The organism is Kitasatospora sp. NPDC048722 (genome assembly GCF_040650235.1).
In the GTDB taxonomy this organism is placed as follows: Bacteria; Actinomycetota; Actinomycetes; order Streptomycetales; family Streptomycetaceae; genus Kitasatospora.
The window spans coordinates 99,554-117,387 of record NZ_JBEZGX010000011.1 but is presented as its reverse complement, the minus strand read 5'-3'; the positions used below and the strand labels follow the sequence as shown (position 1 = coordinate 117,387).

Here is a 17,834-nt window from a genome sequence, read left to right as displayed (position 1 = left end):
GTGCCGCCCGCCATGGACCTCGAAGCCTTCCGCAAGCTCGCCGTCGACACCCGGGTCATCCCGGTCACCCGCAGGCTCCTCGCGGACGGCCTCACCCCGATCGGCCTCTACCGCAGCCTGGCCGGCGAGCGGCCCGGCACCTTCCTGCTGGAGTCCGCCGAGCAGGGCCGCAGCTGGTCGCGCTACTCCTTCGTCGGCGTGCGCAGCGCCGCCACGCTCACCGCCGGCCCGGACGGCGAGGCCCGCTGGCTCGGCGCCCCGCCGGTCGGCATCCCCACCGGCGGCGACCCGCTGGAGGTGCTGCGCGCGGCCCTGGAGGCCCTGCACACCCCCCGGCACGCCGACGACGGCCTGCCGCCGCTCACCGGCGGCCTGGTCGGCTACCTCGGCTACGACGTCGTCCGCCGCCTGGAGAAGCTGCCGGACCTCAACCCGGACGACCTCAAGCTCCCCGAGCTGACGATGCTGCTCGCCACCGACCTGGCCGTGCTGGACCACGTCGACGGCACGGTGCTGCTGATCGCCAACGCCGTCAACCACAACGACCTCGCCAGCGGCGTCGACGAGGCCCACGCGGACGCGGTGGCCCGCCTCGACGCGATGGAGGCGGACCTCCTCAAGCCCGTCGACCCCGGGCTCGCCACCTTCACCCCGGCCGGGCCCGGCGACGTCCGCTCGCCGTTCGGCGGCGCGCCCTACCGGGCCGCGGTGGACGTGATCAAGGAGCGGATCCGGGCCGGCGAGGCCTTCCAGGTCGTGCCCTCGCAGCGTTTCGAGGCGCCCTGTCCGGCCTCCGCGCTGGACGTCTACCGCGTGCTGCGCACCACCAATCCGAGCCCGTACATGTACCTGTTCCGCTTCCCGGGCCCGGACGGCGGCGCGGAGGGCGGCTTCGACGTGGTCGGCTCCAGCCCTGAGGCGCTGGTCAAGGTCACCGACGGCGAGGCGATGCTGCACCCGATCGCCGGCACCCGCCACCGCGGCGCGAGCCCGCACGAGGACGCGGCGCTGGCCGCCGAGCTGCTCGCCGACCCCAAGGAGCGCGCCGAGCACCTGATGCTGGTCGACCTGGGCCGCAACGACCTCGGCCGGGTCTGCGAGCCGGGCAGCGTCGAGGTGGTCGACTTCATGCACATCGAGCGCTACAGCCACGTCATGCACATCGTCTCGACCGTCACCGGCAGGGTGGCGCCCGGGCGGACCGCCTTCGACGTGCTGACGGCGTGCTTCCCGGCGGGCACCCTCTCGGGCGCGCCCAAGCCCCGGGCGATGCGGATCATCGAGGAGCTGGAGCCCACCCGCCGGGGCCTGTACGGCGGCTGCGTCGGCTACCTGGACTTCGCCGGCGACTCCGACACCGCCATCGCGATCCGGACCGCGGTGCTGCGCGACGGCACCGCGTACGTGCAGGCCGGTGCCGGCGTGGTGGCCGACTCCGACCCGCACGGCGAGGACACCGAGTGCCGCAACAAGGCGGCCGCCGTGCTGCGCGCGATCGCCACCGCCAATACGCTGCGGACGCCGGAGCTTTCGTAGCCCCACAGGTACGCAAGGGAGGCGGCCGGGATGTCCGAGGTGCCGCAGGACGAGCGGCGGTGGGTGGCGGTGCTCGCCGCCGCCGTCCAGATCGGGGACCAACTGGCGGGCCACGGACGGGTGTTGTCGCAGGTCCTGATCGACTTCCGGGCCGCGCCCGGCGGGCTCGCCCCCGACCTGGCGGTGATCGCCCCGGGGGCCGGGCGCAACGGCGCGGGGCGCTACGACGGGACGTCCGTCGAGGCCGTCCTGGAGGTGGCAGCCCCGGGCGGCGGCCACGGCGAGGCGGCGCGCGCGTACGCGGAGTCCGGGCTGCCGCTGTACGTGCTGGTCGACCCGGCGGCCGGCGTCTGCACCGTGCACACCGCCCCGGCGCCGGGCGGGGTGTACCGGGAGGCCGAACGGGTCCCGTTCGGCAACGACCTCTTCCTGCCGCTCGGCGAGCGGACGCTCGTGCTCCAGACCGACGGGTTCGCGGCGGAGCGCCCCACCCCGGGTACGGCCTGAGAACGCGGCCGGGGGATAGTGGACGGGTGAGCGCTGACCAGAACCCCGTACCCGACACCGCCCCGGCCGCACGGCCGGGCCGGCGCACGCTCGGCGTGATGCTGCTGCTGACCGTGCTGAGCGCCGTCCTGGTGCTGACCGCGGTCGGCCGGGACTGGGCGCAGGGCCGGGCCGACACCCTGGAGGTGTCCGTCACCGGCGGCAGGATCTCCGAACTGCCCGGCGGGCTGGCCCTGGTGGGTCTGGCCGCCGCCGTCGCGGTGTTCGCGGTGCGCGGCGCCGGACGGCTCGCGGTCGGCGCGCTGACCCTGCTGGCCGGGATCGGTGTGGTCGCCACGGCGGTGGCCGGCGCCGGCGACACCGCCGCGCTGGACGCCGAGGCGGCCCGCAAGCTCGCCCTGGCCGGCTCGACGGCCACCGGGGTCGGCCACAGCGGCTGGCCGTGGGTGGCGGTGGCCGGCGGGGTGCTGCTCGCCGTCGCGGGGCTGCTCACGCTGCGCTTCGGCCGCGGCTGGCCGGCCATGGGCAGCCGCTACGAGGCGCCCACCGGCAAGGCCCCGGCGAAGGGCCCGGCCAAGGGCGCCGCGAAGGGCGCGGACACCCCGGCGGACCTGTGGAAGGCACTGGACCGCGGCGAGGACCCGACGGCGGTCTAGTGGGTCGCCCGGCCACCCGCATGTGACGCGATAGACCCGCCACCCGCTTTGGGCCGCCGACGTGTGGCCCGGCACAATGGAACCCGTCAAACCCGCCGGCGGCCCCGCAGGCCCGGCCGGGCCCCGAGAGCCAAGGAGCACCATCGATGGCAGCAGCAGCACACGGCCACACCCCCGCCGCCTGGACCGGCGTCATCATCTCCTTCGTCGGCTTCGCCATCGCGGGCGTCGCGATGATCCTGCCGTCGCCGCTGCTGGTCGTGGCCGGTCTCGCGGTCGTCCTCGTCGGCGGGATCGTCGGCAAGGCCATGGCGATGGCGGGGATGGGCAAGCAGCCGAGCACCAACGTCTACACGTCCGTCCAGGAGCAGACCGAGGCCCGCGCCGCGCGCGCTGCCGTCGCCGCCTGACGACGACATACCCTTCGCACTGCAGAACGGCGGGCGCCACGCCCGCCGTTTTCGCATCCCCGGCCCCCGCGCCGGGCACAATCGGGGGCGTGAACGCCGCCCCCACCGCCTCCGCCCCGCCGCCCGTGCTGCGGCGGATGGGCCCGCCGCTGGCCGCACTGGCCGCGGCGGCCGTGCCCGCCGTGTACGTCTCCGTGGTGGACCCGAACGCACCCGGGCACTACCCGACCTGCCCCTTCCTGGCCGCGACCGGCTGGTGGTGCCCCGGCTGCGGGGGCCTGCGCTGCGTCCACGCGCTGGCCCACGGGGACCTCACCACCGCGCTGCACGACAACGCCGTCGCGGTGCTCCTGTTCGCCGTCCTGGCGCTGGTGTGGCTGCGCTGGGCCTGGGCCGCGCTGACCGGCGGCCCGGCACCGCGGATGTCGGTCGGGGCGCGCCGCTGGGCGCTGATCGGGCTGCTGGTGCTGGTGTTCACCGTCGTGCGCAACCTGCCGGTCGGGGCGGGACTGGCTCCCCCGCTGGTCTGAGGCGGGGAGCCCGGTCGGAGCCGGGCAGCCGCCCGGCTCCGGGTGGAGAAGCGGTGAAGTCGCAGTTGAGAGCCGCCGCAAGGGGCGTCCGGTCCGCGAGACGCGCGCTGGGCTGATGCGGTTCGCGCCCCCGGGTGCCGATACCATCGAAGAGCCGACGGGCCTCTGTCCGGCGGCTACCGGCTAGCTGAACTAGCAGAAACGATGGGGGCACTGCGAGTGAGTGTGCTCGACACGATCATCGAAGGGGTCCGTGAGGACCTCGCCGAGCGGCAGGCCCGGGTCTCCCTGGACGAGCTCAAGGAGCTCGCCGCCAAGGCCCCGGAGGCCAAGGACGGCGTCGCCGCCCTCAAGGGCGACGGGATCCGGGTGATCTGCGAGGTGAAGCGCTCCAGCCCGTCCAAGGGCGCCCTGGCCGCGATCGCCGATCCGGCCGCCCTGGCGGTCGACTACGCGGCCGGCGGCGCCGCCGCGATCAGCGTGCTGACCGAGCAGCGCCGCTTCGGCGGGTCGCTGGCCGATCTCGACGCGGTCCGCGCGGCGGTGGACACCCCGCTGCTGCGCAAGGACTTCATCGTCACCGCCTACCAGCTGTGGGAGGCCCGGGCGCACGGCGCCGACCTCGCGCTGCTGATCGTCGCCGCCCTCGACCAGCCGGCCCTGGTGTCGCTGATCGAGCGCGCCGAGTCGATCGGCCTCACGCCGCTGGTGGAGGTGCACGACGAGGAGGAGATCAAGCGCGCGGTGGACGCCGGGGCGCGGATCATCGGCGTCAACGCCCGCAACCTCAAGACGCTGGAGGTCGACCGCGACACCTTCGGCAACGTCGTCCACGCGATCCCGGACGGCATCGTCAAGGTCGCGGAGTCCGGTGTGCGCGGCCCGCTGGACGTCATCTCCTACGCCAACCTCGGCGCGGACGCGGTGCTGGTCGGCGAGTCCCTGGTGACCGGCAAGGACCCGCGGGCCGCGGTCGCCGACCTGGTCGCCGCCGGGGCCCACCCGGCCGTGCGGCACAAGGACTGAGCGCGGCAGATGAAGATCGCCACCCGTCTCGCCCCCGGCTGCCGCCCGCGCGGCTGCCGCGCGCCCGCGCGCCGGGTGCTGGGGCGGCGGGTGCGCTACGTCATCGGCTGTGAGCCCGGGCAGGTGCCCGGCCGGCGATGGCGCGGGACGCTCGGCTGATCACCGGCCACGAGACGTCACTGTCGTCATCTCCCCAAGGGAACCCACCATGTCCGACAAGGACCACCAGTCCGGCGCGCACGTGCCGGACGCCCGCGGCTACTTCGGCGCGTACGGGGGCCGCTTCATCCCGGAGGCGCTGGTCGCCGCCGTCGAGCAGGTCGCCGAGGAGTACGAGAAGGCCAAGGCCGACCCGGCCTTCACCGCCGAGCTCGACGCCCTGCTCAAGGACTACACGGGCCGCCCGAGCCCGCTGACCGACGTGCACCGCTTCTCCGCCCAGGCGGGCGGCGCGCGCATCCTGCTCAAGCGCGAGGACCTGAACCACACCGGCTCGCACAAGATCAACAACGTGCTGGGCCAGGCGCTGCTCACCCGCCGGATGGGCAAGACCCGGATCATCGCCGAGACCGGCGCGGGCCAGCACGGCGTGGCCACCGCCACGGCCTGCGCGCTGTTCGGCTTCGACTGCACGATCTACATGGGCGAGGTCGACACCCGGCGGCAGGCGCTGAACGTCGCCCGGATGCGGATGCTCGGCGCCGAGGTGGTGGCCGTCAAGTCCGGCTCCCGCACCCTCAAGGACGCCATCAACGAGGCGTTCCGCGACTGGGTCGCCAACGTCGACTCCACGCACTACCTGTTCGGGACCGTCGCCGGGCCGCACCCCTTCCCGATGATGGTCCGCGACTTCCACCGCGTCATCGGCGTCGAGGCGCGCGAGCAGGTCCTCGAACGCACCGGGCGGCTGCCCGACGCCGTCGTCGCGTGCGTCGGCGGCGGCTCCAACGCGATGGGCATCTTCCACGAGTTCATCCCGGACGCCGGCGTGCGCCTGATCGGCTGCGAGGCGGCCGGCGAGGGCGCCGAGACCCCCAGGCACGCGGCCACCCTCACCAAGGGCGACCCCGGCGTGCTGCACGGCTCGCGCACCTACGTCCTCCAGGACGAGGACGGCCAGACCATCGAGTCGCACTCCATCTCGGCCGGCCTCGACTACCCGGGCGTCGGCCCGGAGCACGCGTGGCTCAAGGACACCGGACGGGCCGAGTACCGCCCGGTCACCGACGACGCCGCGATGCAGGCGCTGCGCCTGCTCTCCCGCACCGAGGGCATCATCCCGGCCATCGAGAGCGCCCACGCGCTGGCCGGCGCCCTGGAGCTCGGCCGCGAACTCGGGCCGGAGGCCACCATCCTGGTCTCGCTCTCCGGGCGCGGCGACAAGGACATGCACACCGCGGCCCAGTACTTCGGCCTGTACGACGAGCCGGCCGGCGACGCGGCCGACGGGGGTAAGTGACATGGCGAGCAAGCTCAGCGGCGTCCTGGCGGCGGCCAAGGCCGAGGACCGCGCCGCGCTGATCGGCTACCTGCCGGCCGGCTTCCCGACCGTCGACGGCGGCATCCGGGCGATCGGGGCTCTGGTCGAGGGCGGCTGCGACGTCGTCGAGGTCGGCCTGCCGCACTCCGACCCGGTGCTGGACGGCGCCGTCATCCAGACCGCCGACGACATCGCGCTGCGCGGCGGCGTGCGGATCAAGGACGTTCTGCGGACCGTCCAGGAGGTCGCCACCGCGCACCCGCGGGCGGCGGTTCTGGTGATGACGTACTGGAACCCGGTCGACCGCTACGGCGTGGCCCGCTTCGCCGCCGATCTGGCGGCCGCCGGCGGGGCCGGCTGCATCCTGCCGGACCTGCCGGTCGAGGAGTCGCAGGAGTGGCGCAAGGCGGCGGACGAGCACGGTCTGGACACCGTGTTCGTGGTCGCCCCCAGCAGCAAGGACCAGCGGCTGGCCGAGGTCACCGCGGCCGGCAGCGGGTTCGTGTACGCCGCCGCGGTGATGGGCGTGACGGGCACCCGCAGCGCGGTCGGCTCGCTCGCCGAGGACCTGGTCGCCCGCACCCGGGCCACCACGGACCTGCCGGTCTGCGTCGGGCTCGGCGTCTCCACGCCGGAGCAGGCGGCCGAGGTCGCGGCCTTCGCGGACGGCGTGATCGTCGGGTCCGCGTTCGTGAAGCGGATCCTGGAGGCGGACGGGGACGAGCCGGCCGCGCTCGACGCCGTCCGCACCCTGGCCGGCGAACTGGCGCAGGGCGTGCGGCGGCGCTGACGCGCTGCCGATGGACACGGCTGACGGCCCGTCGCTCCTGGGGGAGCGACGGGCCGTCGGCTTTGGGGCCGGGTGGGCCCCCTTCGGGGTGGAATTGGGGGGAGGGGAGGGGAGGGGAGGGGGCGGGGGCCGGCCGTCGGCTCCGGGGCGGGAGACGGGGGTCGTCGGCCTTTCGGGGGAGGGTGACGCGTCATCGGGTGTTCGCCGGAACCCCGAACGGGTGAACAGCGGCGGGCACACGCATCAGCCGCGATTGACGGGCGTTGAGTGGAGGGACGAGTGCACGAACGACGTGCACGGGGGCGAGCGAAGGGGTGAGCCGGTGAGGTGTTTCCACCGAGCCGTCCTGCTGCGGGCGGCGGCTGCGGCCCTGGCCCTCGGCGCCGCCGTCGGGGCGCACTCCGAGGTCGGGCACGCGCTGGCCAGGGCCGCCGTCGAGCGGGCCGAGCGGGACGCGTCCGTGTGTGCCGAGGCGGCCCGCTGGGAGGCCGCCGCGCGGGACTCCCACCGGCACCACGAGAGCCGGACGGACCTCGTCGACCCGGGGCGTCCGCCGACCTGCCGGTAGCGCGCCAGGGCCCGCCGGAGTCGTGCGGCAGTTCGAGCGGAATCGGACGGACCGTCATCATCCATCACTCGTACGGCTTAATTCCCGAATGCGGAGGAACCTGGCTCCTTCCCCTACGGTTCGTCAGGAAGTGAACGAGTTTCCCGAGGGGGGTTCCCTGATGGCCGGCCCGGCAGCGCAGCGCGGCGAATTGGTGTCCGCGCGCTCCGCGCCGCCCGGGCGCCGACCCGCGCCGGTGTGGACGCAGTGGGCCGGCACCGCCGGCCGGCTCGGGCTCGCCGTGGTGTGGGGCTGGGCCGGACTGGCCAAGATCGCCGACCCGGCGGAGGCCGCCCAGGCCGTCCGCGCCTACGAGATCCTGCCGGAGGGGCTGGTCAAGCCGATCGGCTACGGACTGCCCTTCCTGGAGCTGGCGCTCGCCCTGCTGCTGGTGATCGGGCTCGGCGTCCGGCTGGTCGCCGCCGTCTCCGCGCTGCTGCTGCTCACCTTCATCGCAGGGATCGGCTCGGCCTGGGCACGCGGCATCTCCATCGACTGCGGCTGCTTCGGCGGCGGGGGGCACGTGGACGCGTCGCAGACCGAGTACCTGCAGGAGATCCTGCGCGACACCGGGTTCCTGCTGCTGGCCGGGTGGCTGCTGTGGCGGCCCCGCACCACGTTCTCGGCGGACGGCTGGCTGACCAGCTGACCGCCCGGCGCCCACCACACCCCCAACCCCCCGACCGAGGTCCTCCCCGATGGATGTCAAGGCAATGAGCGAGAAGAATCGAGAAGGCAAGCGCACCGCCCGCGAGCGGATGCAGGCGCAGCGGGCGGCGGACGAGGCCGCCGGGCGGCTCAGGAAGAAGCTCATCGTCGGCGGCTCGGTGCTCGCGGTGATCGCCGCCGCGGTCGTCGTCGGCGTCGTGGTGCAGAACCAGCGCTCCAAGCCGGAGACCCCGGCCGCCGCCCCGGCCGGGACGGTCGGCGACAAGAACCTCGTCATCCCGGTCGGCGCCGCCAACGCCCCGTCCGTCCTCACGGTGTACGAGGACCCGCGCTGCCCCGCCTGCGGAATGTTCGAGCGCGAGTTCTCCTCGACCATCGACCAGCTGGAGGACCAGGGCAAGATCTACACCAACGCCCACATCGTCTCGTTCATCGACCGCGCGCTGCCCGGCAAGGGCTCCAAGAACGGGGCCAACGCCCTGGCCTGCGCCCAGGACGCGGGGCACTTCCGGGACTTCCACGACGTCCTCTACCGCAACCAGCCGGACGAGACCAACGACGCCTTCGGCAACAAGGCCGTCCTGCTCAACCTCGCCAAGCAGGTCAACGGCCTGGACACGCCCGCCTTCGAGGCCTGCGTCAACGACAACAAGTTCGGCGGGTGGGTGTCCGCGGTGCAGCAGGACTTCGACAAGTCCAGCTACAAGTCGACCCCGACCGTGCTGCTCAACGGCCAGCCGATCTACCCGAAGAACGGCAACGAGGAGATCACCCCGGCGAACCTGGCGAAGTGGGTGGACGCCGCCAACCAGGGCAAGCAGCTCGGCACCCCGGGCTCCAACGGGCAGTCGCCGGCCCCCACCAGCACCGCCTCGGAGGCCAACAACCCGTCGCCGAACGCCGGCTGAGCCTCCCGCGCCGCCCGCGGCCGCCGTCCCCTCCCCGTCCGGCGGGGACGGCGGCCGGCCGTCGTGGGCGGCCCCGCCCCCCGTTGTTCGGTTTCTGTGACCCCTGGGGTGTCCAGCGGGGGCCGCCGACCCTGTAGCGTCGGAGCTGTCATGGATATCGCCTTCATTCCCAGCCCGTCGCGGGGCGTCCTCCACCTCGGACCCGTCCCGCTGCGCGCCTACGCCTTCTGCATCATCCTCGGTGTCGTCGTCGCCGTCTGGCTCGGCAGCAAGCGCTGGGTCGCCCGGGGCGGTGCCAAGCACACGGTCGGTGACATCGCCGTGTGGGCCGTGCCGTTCGGCCTGGTCGGCGGCCGGCTGTACCACGTGATCACCGATCACCAGCTGTACTTCGGCGACGGCCGGAACCCCTGGAACGCCTTCAAGATCTGGGAGGGCGGCCTCGGCATCTGGGGCGCGGTCGCGCTGGGCGCGGTCGGCGCCTGGATCGGCTGCCGTCGCCGGGGCGTGCCGCTGCCCGCGTACGCCGACGCCATCGCGCCGGGCATCGCGCTCGCGCAGGCGATGGGGCGCTGGGGCAACTACTTCAACCAGGAGCTGTTCGGCCGGCCGACCACGCTGCCGTGGGGCCTGGAGATCTCTCCCGCCCACCGTCCGGCCGCCACGCCCGACGCGGCCACGTACCACCCGACCTTCCTCTACGAGTCGCTGTGGTGCATCGGTGTCGCGCTGCTGGTGATCTGGGCGGACCGGCGGTTCAAGCTCGGGCACGGGCGGGCGTTCGCGCTGTACGTGGCCGCGTACACGGTGGGCCGGTTCTGGACCGAGTGGCTGCGGGTCGACGAGGCGCACGTCTACTTCGGCCTGCGGCTGAACGACTGGACGTCCATCGTGGTGTTCATCGGCGCCGTGGTGTCCTTCGTGATCGTCGGCAAGAAGCGGCCCGGCCGCGAGGACCCGGCGAGCATCGACCCGGCCGCGCACGAGGAGGAGCCCGAGATCGCGGACAAGGCCGAGGGCTCGGGCAAGGCCGAGGCGGGCGAGAGGAAGGCCGCCCCGTCCGAGAAGGTCGCCGGAGCCGGTGAGGCCGCCGAGTTGTCTCGGCATGCGGACGCCGAGCCGGGCGGGAAGAAGGCCGCCGCGACCGCCGAGAAGGCCGGCAAGGACGTCGAGAACCCGATCTGACCTGGGGAGTCCCCCACACCGAGGCCACCCTTCGCACCGCCTGCGAAGGGTGGCCTCAGTGCTGTTCGGACAGCCTTACTTTGCTGGAATGCCCAGGTCAACCCGGCTACGTTCAAGCCAGACGAACGAAGACGGAGGGGCCTGAACCGTGAGCGCGACCATCCTTGAGCCCGAGGCCGGGCAGCATCCCCGCATACCCGCGGCGGACCACCACCGGGACGTCAACGGCGGCTGGCTGCGGCCCGCGGTGTTCGGTGCGGTCGACGGCCTCGTCTCCAACTTCGCGCTGATGACCGGTGTGGTCGGCGGCGCGGCGTCCAACGGCACGGTGATCCTCACCGGCCTCGCGGGGCTGGCGGCCGGCGCCTGCTCGATGGCGGCGGGGGAGTACACCTCGGTGGCCTCGCAGCGCGAGCTCGTCCAGGCCGAGATCGAGGCCGAGCGGCTGGAGCTGAGCCGCAACCCGCACGGGGAGCTGGCCGAGCTCGCCCAGCTGTACGTCTCGCGCGGCGTGGACCCGGACCTCGCGCACGAGGTGGCCCGGCAGCTGTCCGCGAACCCGGACCAGGCGCTGGAGATCCACGCCCGCGAGGAGCTGGGCATCGACCCCAACGACCTGCCCTCGCCGCTGGTCGCCGCCGCGTCCTCCTTCGTGTGCTTCGCACTCGGTGCGCTGCTGCCGCTCCTGCCGTACCTGCTGGGCGCGACGACGCTGCTGCCCGCCATGCTGCTCGCGGCGGCCGGGCTGTTCGGCTGCGGCGCCGTGGTGGCCCGCGTGACGGCGCGCAGCTGGTGGTTCAGCGGGCTGCGGCAGTTGGTGCTGGGCGGCGCGGCCGCGGGGGTGACGTACCTGCTGGGCTGGCTCATCGGCGGGCACGTGGGCTGACCCCGGCAGTCGCAGGACGGGGCTGTGCGATGACACGGACCCTTGCATGACTATGCCGGCGAATGCGTGACGTTCCGCACATGGTCGTCGCGCACCGCCTGGCCTAGTCTCACCATCCGAGCCCTGGAACCGCAGATTCGCATCCGCGATGCGGTCCCGGGAAAGGATTCGCAGGCGACCTTGATCGCCTTGTGTGGCGATCCGGTTTCACCCCTGTTTCGGGCGGCCGACCGCCGGGCACAATCGTCGGGACGTGCACTGTGGCGCGTCCCTCCACCCACCCCGTGACCTGCGGATCCGTCCACCATGCGGACGAGATATTCCGCTTCCCGGGATCTTGGGCATCATGTAACTTGCACGAAATCGCTCCATCGCATCAGGGCCAACGTCGTCCCTACTTGCACCAACTTGCCGAAAGACGACGACGGGAGAGCCGATGCTGTCTGCATCCATGCACTCCGCAAACGAGCCCCAGGCCGGCGCCGCCCGCCCGCCGTACGCGCTCGTTCCGGATGCGCGACCTGCTGCTCAGGGCCTGTACGACCCGCGAAACGAGCACGACGCCTGTGGCGTCGGTTTCGTCGCCACGCTGACCGGCATCGCCGACCACACCAACGTCGAGCAGGCGCTGACCGTCCTGCGCAACCTGGAGCACCGCGGCGCCACCGGCGCCGAGCCCGACTCCGGCGACGGCGCCGGCATCCTCACCCAGATCCCGGACGCCTTCCTGCGCGGCAAGGTCTCCTTCGAGCTCCCGGCCGCCGGCTCCTACGCCGTCGGCATCGCCTTCCTGCCGGACGAGGACGCGGCCGACGCCGCCGCCGTCGCGCAGATCGAGGCCATCGCCGCCGAGGAGGACCTGACCGTCCTCGGCTGGCGCGACGTGCCCGTCACCCCCGACCTCCTCGGCGCCACCGCGCGCAGCGTGATGCCCCGCTTCCGCCAGGTCTTCCTCGCGTCAGCGCCTGTTGGACAGAGCCCCGGCCGCGAGGGCCTCGCCGGGATCGAGCTCGACCGGATCGCCTTCGTCGTCCGCAAGCGCGCCGAGCGCGAGGCCGGCGTCTACTTCCCGTCGCTGTCCGCCCGCACCATCGTCTACAAGGGCATGCTGACCACCGGCCAGCTGGAGCCCTTCTTCCCCGACCTGTCGGACCGCACCTACACGTCCGCCATCGGCCTGGTGCACTCGCGGTTCTCCACCAACACCTTCCCGAGCTGGCCGCTCGCCCACCCGTACCGCTTCGTCGCGCACAACGGCGAGATCAACACGGTCAAGGGCAACCGCAACTGGATGCGCGCCCGCGAGTCGCAGCTCGCCACCGACGTGATCCCCGGCGACCTGAGCCGGATCTTCCCGATCTGCACCCCGGACCACTCCGACTCGGCCTCCTTCGACGAGGTCCTGGAGCTGCTCCACCTCGGCGGCCGGTCGCTGCCGCACTCGGTGCTGATGATGATCCCGGAGGCGTGGGAGAACCACGCCACCATGGACCCGGCCCGCCGCGCGTTCTACCAGTACCACTCCAACCTCATGGAGCCCTGGGACGGCCCGGCCTGCGTCACCTTCACCGACGGCACCCGGATCGGCGCCGTGCTCGACCGCAACGGCCTGCGCCCGGCCCGCTACTGGGTCACCGAGGACGGCCTGGTCGTGCTCTCCTCCGAGGTCGGCGTCCTCGACCTCGACCAGCAGAAGGTGGTCCAGAAGGGCCGCCTCCAGCCCGGCAAGATGTTCCTGGTCAGCCTCGACGAGAACCGGATCGTCCCGGACGAGGAGATCAAGGCCGGCCTGGCCGCCGAGCACCCCTACGAGGAGTGGGTCACCGCCGGGCAGATCCAGCTCGCCAAGCTCCCCGAGCGCGAGCACATCGCCCACACCCACGCCTCCGTCACCCGCCGCCAGCAGACCTTCGGCTACACCGAGGAGGAGCTGCGGGTCATCCTCGCGCCGATGGCGAAGACCGGCGCCGAGGCGCTCGGCTCGATGGGCACCGACTCGCCGATCGCCGCGCTCAGCGAGAAGCCGCGCCTGCTCTTCGACTACTTCGTGCAGCTCTTCGCACAGGTCACCAACCCGCCGCTGGACGCCATCCGCGAGGAGCTCGTCACCTCGCTGCTCAGCAACCTCGGCCCCGAGGGCAACCTGCTGGCCGCCGACGCCGCCTCCTGCCGCTCGGTCGGCATCACCTTCCCGGTGATCGACAACGACGAGCTCGCCAAGCTCGTCCACATCAACGCCGACGGGGACCAGCCCGGCCTCAAGGCCGTCACGCTGTCCGGCCTCTACCGGGTCGCCAGCGGCGGTGAGGGCCTGGCCGCGCGCCTCGCCGAGATCGCCGCCGAGGCCGACGCCGCGATCGCCGACGGCGCCCGCATCATCGTGCTCTCCGACCGCCACTCGGACGCCGAGCACGCCCCGATCCCCTCGCTGCTGCTCACCTCCGCGATCCACCACCACCTCATCCGCACCAAGCAGCGCACCCAGGTGTCCCTGCTGGTCGAGGCCGGCGACGTCCGCGAGGTGCACCACGTCGCGCTGCTGGTCGGCTACGGCGCCGGCGCGGTCAACCCGTACCTGGCCATGGAGTCCGTCGAGGACCTCGTCGCCCAGGGCGTCTTCATCCAGGGCGTCGAGCCCGAGAAGGCCATCCGGAACCTGATCAAGGCGCTCGGCAAGGGCGTGCTCAAGGTCATGTCCAAGATGGGCATCTCGACCGTCGCCTCCTACCGCGGCGCCCAGGTCTTCGAGGCCATCGGCCTCTCGCACGAGCTGGTCGACGGCTACTTCGCCGGCACCACCACCAAGCTCGGCGGCATCGGCCTGGACGAGATCGCCAAGGAGACCGCCGCCCGCCACGCCAAGGCCTACCCGGCCTCCGGCATCCCCGCCGCGCACCGCGCGCTGGAGATCGGCGGCGAGTACCAGTGGCGCCGCGAGGGCGAGCCGCACCTGTTCGACCCGGACACCGTCTTCCGGCTCCAGCACTCCACCCGCAACCGCCGGTACGACATCTTCAAGCAGTACACGGACCGGGTGAACGAGCAGTCCGAGCGCCTGATGACGCTGCGCGGCCTGTTCCGGCTCGACGCCCTCGGCCGCGAGGCCATCCCGGTCGAGGAGGTCGAGCCGGTCTCCGAGATCGTCAAGCGCTTCTCCACCGGCGCCATGTCCTACGGCTCGATCTCCCGCGAGGCGCACGAGACCCTCGCCATCGCGATGAACCGCCTCGGCGGCAAGTCCAACACCGGTGAGGGCGGCGAGGACCCGGACCGCCTGTACGACCCCGAGCGCCGCTCGGCGATCAAGCAGGTCGCCTCCGGCCGCTTCGGCGTCACCTCCGAGTACCTGGTCAACGCCGACGACATCCAGATCAAGATGGCCCAGGGCGCCAAGCCCGGCGAGGGCGGCCAGCTGCCCGGCCACAAGGTCTACCCGTGGGTCGCCAGCACCCGGCACTCGACCCCGGGCGTCGGCCTCATCTCGCCGCCGCCGCACCACGACATCTACTCCATCGAGGACCTGGCCCAGCTGATCCACGACCTCAAGAACGCCAACCCGGCCGCCCGCATCCACGTGAAGCTGGTGTCCGAGGTCGGCGTCGGGACGGTCGCGGCGGGCGTCTCCAAGGCGCACGCGGACGTCGTCCTGGTGTCGGGCCACGACGGCGGCACGGGCGCCTCGCCGCTCACCTCGCTCAAGCACGCCGGCGGTCCCTGGGAGCTCGGCCTCGCCGAGACCCAGCAGACCCTGCTGCTCAACGGGCTGCGCGACCGCATCGTCGTCCAGACCGACGGCCAGCTGAAGACCGGGCGCGACGTCGTCATCGCCGCGCTGCTCGGCGCCGAGGAGTTCGGCTTCGCGACCGCCCCGCTCGTCGTCTCCGGCTGCATCATGATGCGCGTCTGCCACCTGGACACCTGCCCGGTCGGCGTCGCCACCCAGAACCCGGTGCTGCGCGACCGGTTCTCCGGCAAGCCCGAATTCGTCGTCAACTTCTTCGAGTTCATCGCCGAGGAGGTCCGGGAGATCCTGGCCTCGCTGGGCTTCCGCTCGATCGAGGAGGCCGTCGGCCACGCCGAGCACATCAACGCCCAGGCCGCCGTCGACCACTGGAAGGCCGCCGGGCTCGACCTGGCCCCGCTCTTCCACGTCCCCGAGCTGCCCGAGGGCGCCGCGCGCCACTGCACCACCACGCAGGACCACGCGCTCGACAAGGCCCTCGACAACCAGCTGATCACCCTCGCCGAGGACGCCCTGGAGCGCGGCGAGACCGTCCGCATCCAGCTGCCGATCCGCAACGTCAACCGCACGGTCGGCACCATGCTCGGCCACGAGGTGACCAGGCGCTACCGCGGCGAGGGCCTGCCCGAGGGCACCATCGACGTCACCTTCACCGGCTCCGCCGGGCAGTCGTTCGGCGCCTTCCTGCCCCGCGGTGTCACCCTGCGCCTGGAGGGCGATGCCAACGACTACGTCGGCAAGGGCCTCTCCGGCGGTGTCGTCGTCGTCCGCCCGGCCCGCGAGGCCGCGGCCATCGGCAACGACGCGCAGAACCACGTCATCGCCGGCAACACCATCGGCTACGGCGCCACCTCGGGCCGGATCCACCTGCGCGGCAAGGCCGGTGAGCGCTTCGCCGTCCGCAACTCCGGCGCCACCCTCGTCGTCGAGGGCGTGGGCGACCACGGCCTGGAGTACATGACCGGCGGACGGGTCGTCGTCCTCGGCGAGACCGGGCGCAACCTCGCGGCCGGCATGTCCGGCGGCATCGCCTACGTCCTCGACCTGCGCCCCGCGAACGTCAACGACGGCATGGTGGGCATCGAGGCCCCCACCGCCGACGACCGCGAGTGGCTGCGCGAGACCGTGCAGCAGCACTACGAGGAGACCGGCTCCACCGTCGCCGCCGAGCTCCTGGCCGACTGGGGCAGCGGGGTCTCCCGCTTCTCCAAGATCATGCCGACCGACTACAAGGCAGTGCTCGCCGCCAAGGACGCCGCTGAGCGCGATGGCCTCTCCGAGGCCGAGACCACTCGCAAGATGATGGAGGCGGCACATGGCTGACCCCAAGGGCTTCCTGACCACGCCCAAGCAGCTGGCCGAGCGCCGTCCCGTGGACGTCCGTCTGCGGGACTGGAACGAGGTCTACGTCGAGCGCAGCCTCCTGCCGATCATCACCAAGCAGGCCGGCCGCTGCATGGACTGCGGCATCCCGTTCTGCCACAACGGCTGCCCGCTCGGGAACCTCATCCCCGAGTGGAACGACCTCGCCTACCGGGACGACTTCGTCGGCGCGATCGAGCGGCTGCACGCGACCAACAACTTCCCGGAGTTCACGGGCCGCCTGTGCCCGGCCCCGTGCGAGTCCGCGTGCGTCCTCGGCATCAACCAGGACGCGGTGACCATCAAGAACGTCGAGGTCACCATCATCGACAAGGCGTGGGACCGCGGCGGCGTCACCCCGCAGATCCCCGAGCGCCTCTCCGGCAAGACCGTCGCCGTCGTCGGCTCCGGCCCGGCCGGCCTCGCCGCCGCCCAGCAGCTCACCCGGGCCGGGCACACCGTGGTGGTGTACGAGCGCGCCGACCGCATCGGCGGCCTGCTGCGCTACGGCATCCCCGAGTTCAAGATGGAGAAGCGCCACATCAACCGCCGCATCGAGCAGATGCGCGCGGAGGGCACCCGCTTCCGCACCGGCGTCCACGTCGGCGAGGACATCACCGGGCAGCAGCTGCGCGAGCGCTTCGACGCCGTCGTCGTCGCCGCCGGCGCCACCACGGCCCGCGACCTGCCGGTGCCCGGGCGCGAGCTCAAGGGCGTCCACCAGGCCATGGAGTACCTGCCGCTGGCCAACAAGGTGCAGGAGGGCGACTTCGTCGAGTCGCCGATCAGCGCCAAGGGCAAGCACGTCGTCGTCATCGGCGGCGGCGACACCGGAGCCGACTGCGTCGGCACCGCGCACCGGCAGGGGGCGGCCTCCGTCACCCAGCTGGAGATCATGCCGCGGCCGGGCGAGGACCGGCCCGGGCACCAGCCCTGGCCGACCATGCCGATGACGTACAAGGTCACCTCCGCGCACGAGGAGGGCGGCGAGCGGATCTACTCCGTGAGCACCACCCACTTCAGCGGCGACGAGGACGGCAACGTCCAGGAGCTGCACCTCGTCGAGGTGGAGTTCAAGGACGGGAAGTTCGAGCAGGTCCCCGGCACCGAGCGGGCCATCCCGGCGCAGCTGGTCACCCTGGCCATGGGCTTCACCGGGACGGACGTGAAGAACGGGCTCGTCGAGCAGCTGGGGGTGGACCTCGACGCGCGCGGTAACATTGGCCGCGACGGCCGGTTCGCCACCAATGTCGATGGCGTGTACGTCTGCGGAGACGCCGGTCGTGGCCAGTCCCTGATCGTCTGGGCCATCGCGGAGGGCCGCTCGGCCGCCGCGGCGGTGGACAAGTACCTCGGTGGCAAGACCCCGCTTCCGGCCCCGATCCGGCCCACCGACCGCCCGCTCGTGGTCTGACGGTCCGACCGGCCCCCTGAACCCCCGGCGCCGCATCGCCGGGCGCTCAACCCGCTGCCCCCGCCAGCGTCGTCGGGCCAATGCGGTCTCCTGGCGCTCGCCCCCTTCCCCGACCAGTTGGGGGGC

Annotated in this window: 16 protein-coding genes; all 16 read left to right on the top strand. The window is 72.9% G+C overall.

Annotated elements, in window-relative coordinates:
• Window positions 1–12: 12 nt before the first annotated feature.
• On the top strand, window positions 13–1,536 hold the full coding sequence (locus AB0C76_RS11360; RefSeq protein WP_359963071.1) for an anthranilate synthase component I: 1,524 nt from the start codon (window positions 13–15) through the stop codon (window positions 1,534–1,536).
• Window positions 1,537–1,566: 30 nt separating this feature from the next.
• On the top strand, window positions 1,567–2,043 hold the full coding sequence (locus AB0C76_RS11355) for a Uma2 family endonuclease (protein ID WP_359963068.1): 477 nt from the start codon (window positions 1,567–1,569) through the stop codon (window positions 2,041–2,043).
• A 26-nt stretch (window positions 2,044–2,069) separates the two neighbouring features.
• Window positions 2,070–2,699: a TIGR02234 family membrane protein gene (locus tag AB0C76_RS11350; protein WP_359963065.1), complete on the top strand. Its 630-nt coding sequence runs from the start codon at window positions 2,070–2,072 to the stop codon at window positions 2,697–2,699.
• A gap of 146 nt (window positions 2,700–2,845) precedes the next feature.
• Entirely contained in the window at window positions 2,846–3,109 is a 264-nt protein-coding gene (locus AB0C76_RS11345; protein ID WP_359963062.1) for an HGxxPAAW family protein, read from the top strand.
• 89 nt (window positions 3,110–3,198) lie between these two features.
• Window positions 3,199–3,639 carry a DUF2752 domain-containing protein gene (locus AB0C76_RS11340; protein ID WP_359963059.1) on the top strand — a complete coding sequence of 147 codons (441 nt, stop codon included), beginning with the start codon at window positions 3,199–3,201 and terminating at the stop codon, window positions 3,637–3,639.
• 219 nt (window positions 3,640–3,858) lie between these two features.
• The gene (gene trpC, locus AB0C76_RS11335) at window positions 3,859–4,665 is read left to right on the top strand and encodes an indole-3-glycerol phosphate synthase TrpC (RefSeq protein ID WP_359963056.1); all 807 of its coding nucleotides are present in this window, start codon (window positions 3,859–3,861) and stop codon (window positions 4,663–4,665) included.
• 9 nt (window positions 4,666–4,674) lie between these two features.
• Window positions 4,675–4,824, top strand: coding sequence for a hypothetical protein (locus AB0C76_RS11330; RefSeq protein WP_329928299.1), 150 nt, complete (start codon window positions 4,675–4,677; stop codon window positions 4,822–4,824).
• A 49-nt stretch (window positions 4,825–4,873) separates the two neighbouring features.
• The gene (gene trpB, locus AB0C76_RS11325) at window positions 4,874–6,124 is read left to right on the top strand and encodes a tryptophan synthase subunit beta (RefSeq protein ID WP_359963053.1); all 1,251 of its coding nucleotides are present in this window, start codon (window positions 4,874–4,876) and stop codon (window positions 6,122–6,124) included.
• A gap of 1 nt (window position 6,125) precedes the next feature.
• Window positions 6,126–6,935, top strand: a complete 810-nt coding sequence (trpA, locus tag AB0C76_RS11320) for a tryptophan synthase subunit alpha (RefSeq protein ID WP_359963050.1) — start codon at window positions 6,126–6,128, stop codon at window positions 6,933–6,935.
• A 322-nt stretch (window positions 6,936–7,257) separates the two neighbouring features.
• Complete coding sequence (locus tag AB0C76_RS11315; RefSeq protein WP_359963047.1) at window positions 7,258–7,503, top strand: hypothetical protein; 246 nt, start codon at window positions 7,258–7,260, stop codon at window positions 7,501–7,503.
• A gap of 160 nt (window positions 7,504–7,663) precedes the next feature.
• On the top strand, window positions 7,664–8,191 hold the full coding sequence (locus AB0C76_RS11310) for a MauE/DoxX family redox-associated membrane protein (protein WP_359963044.1): 528 nt from the start codon (window positions 7,664–7,666) through the stop codon (window positions 8,189–8,191).
• 64 nt (window positions 8,192–8,255) lie between these two features.
• A complete protein-coding gene (locus tag AB0C76_RS11305; RefSeq protein WP_359963042.1) occupies window positions 8,256–9,119 on the top strand; it encodes a thioredoxin domain-containing protein in 864 nt (287 codons plus the stop codon).
• Between the two features lie 150 nt (window positions 9,120–9,269).
• The gene (gene lgt / locus AB0C76_RS11300) at window positions 9,270–10,304 is read left to right on the top strand and encodes a prolipoprotein diacylglyceryl transferase (protein WP_359963039.1); all 1,035 of its coding nucleotides are present in this window, start codon (window positions 9,270–9,272) and stop codon (window positions 10,302–10,304) included.
• A gap of 160 nt (window positions 10,305–10,464) precedes the next feature.
• On the top strand, window positions 10,465–11,190 hold the full coding sequence (locus tag AB0C76_RS11295; RefSeq protein WP_359963192.1) for a VIT1/CCC1 transporter family protein: 726 nt from the start codon (window positions 10,465–10,467) through the stop codon (window positions 11,188–11,190).
• A 451-nt stretch (window positions 11,191–11,641) separates the two neighbouring features.
• Window positions 11,642–16,255 carry a glutamate synthase large subunit gene (gene gltB / locus AB0C76_RS11290; protein ID WP_359963190.1) on the top strand — a complete coding sequence of 1,538 codons (4,614 nt, stop codon included), beginning with the start codon at window positions 11,642–11,644 and terminating at the stop codon, window positions 16,253–16,255.
• Window positions 16,248–17,708: a glutamate synthase subunit beta gene (locus tag AB0C76_RS11285; protein WP_359963036.1), complete on the top strand. Its 1,461-nt coding sequence runs from the start codon at window positions 16,248–16,250 to the stop codon at window positions 17,706–17,708. The genes gltB and AB0C76_RS11285 overlap by 8 nt, the downstream gene beginning before the upstream one ends.
• Window positions 17,709–17,834 lie beyond the last annotated feature (126 nt).

Coding starts and splice junctions, on each gene's coding strand:
- AB0C76_RS11285 (WP_359963036.1), top strand. CDS start 16,248: ATGGCTGACCCCAAGGGCTTCCTGACCACGCCCAAGCAGCTGGCCGAG.
- AB0C76_RS11330 (WP_329928299.1), top strand. CDS start 4,675: ATGAAGATCGCCACCCGTCTCGCCCCCGGCTGCCGCCCGCGCGGCTGC.
- AB0C76_RS11360 (WP_359963071.1), top strand. CDS start 13: ATGGACCTCGAAGCCTTCCGCAAGCTCGCCGTCGACACCCGGGTCATC.
- trpA (WP_359963050.1), top strand. CDS start 6,126: ATGGCGAGCAAGCTCAGCGGCGTCCTGGCGGCGGCCAAGGCCGAGGAC.
- AB0C76_RS11310 (WP_359963044.1), top strand. CDS start 7,664: ATGGCCGGCCCGGCAGCGCAGCGCGGCGAATTGGTGTCCGCGCGCTCC.
- trpB (WP_359963053.1), top strand. CDS start 4,874: ATGTCCGACAAGGACCACCAGTCCGGCGCGCACGTGCCGGACGCCCGC.
- AB0C76_RS11355 (WP_359963068.1), top strand. CDS start 1,567: ATGTCCGAGGTGCCGCAGGACGAGCGGCGGTGGGTGGCGGTGCTCGCC.
- AB0C76_RS11345 (WP_359963062.1), top strand. CDS start 2,846: ATGGCAGCAGCAGCACACGGCCACACCCCCGCCGCCTGGACCGGCGTC.
- AB0C76_RS11305 (WP_359963042.1), top strand. CDS start 8,256: ATGAGCGAGAAGAATCGAGAAGGCAAGCGCACCGCCCGCGAGCGGATG.
- gltB (WP_359963190.1), top strand. CDS start 11,642: ATGCACTCCGCAAACGAGCCCCAGGCCGGCGCCGCCCGCCCGCCGTAC.
- lgt (WP_359963039.1), top strand. CDS start 9,270: ATGGATATCGCCTTCATTCCCAGCCCGTCGCGGGGCGTCCTCCACCTC.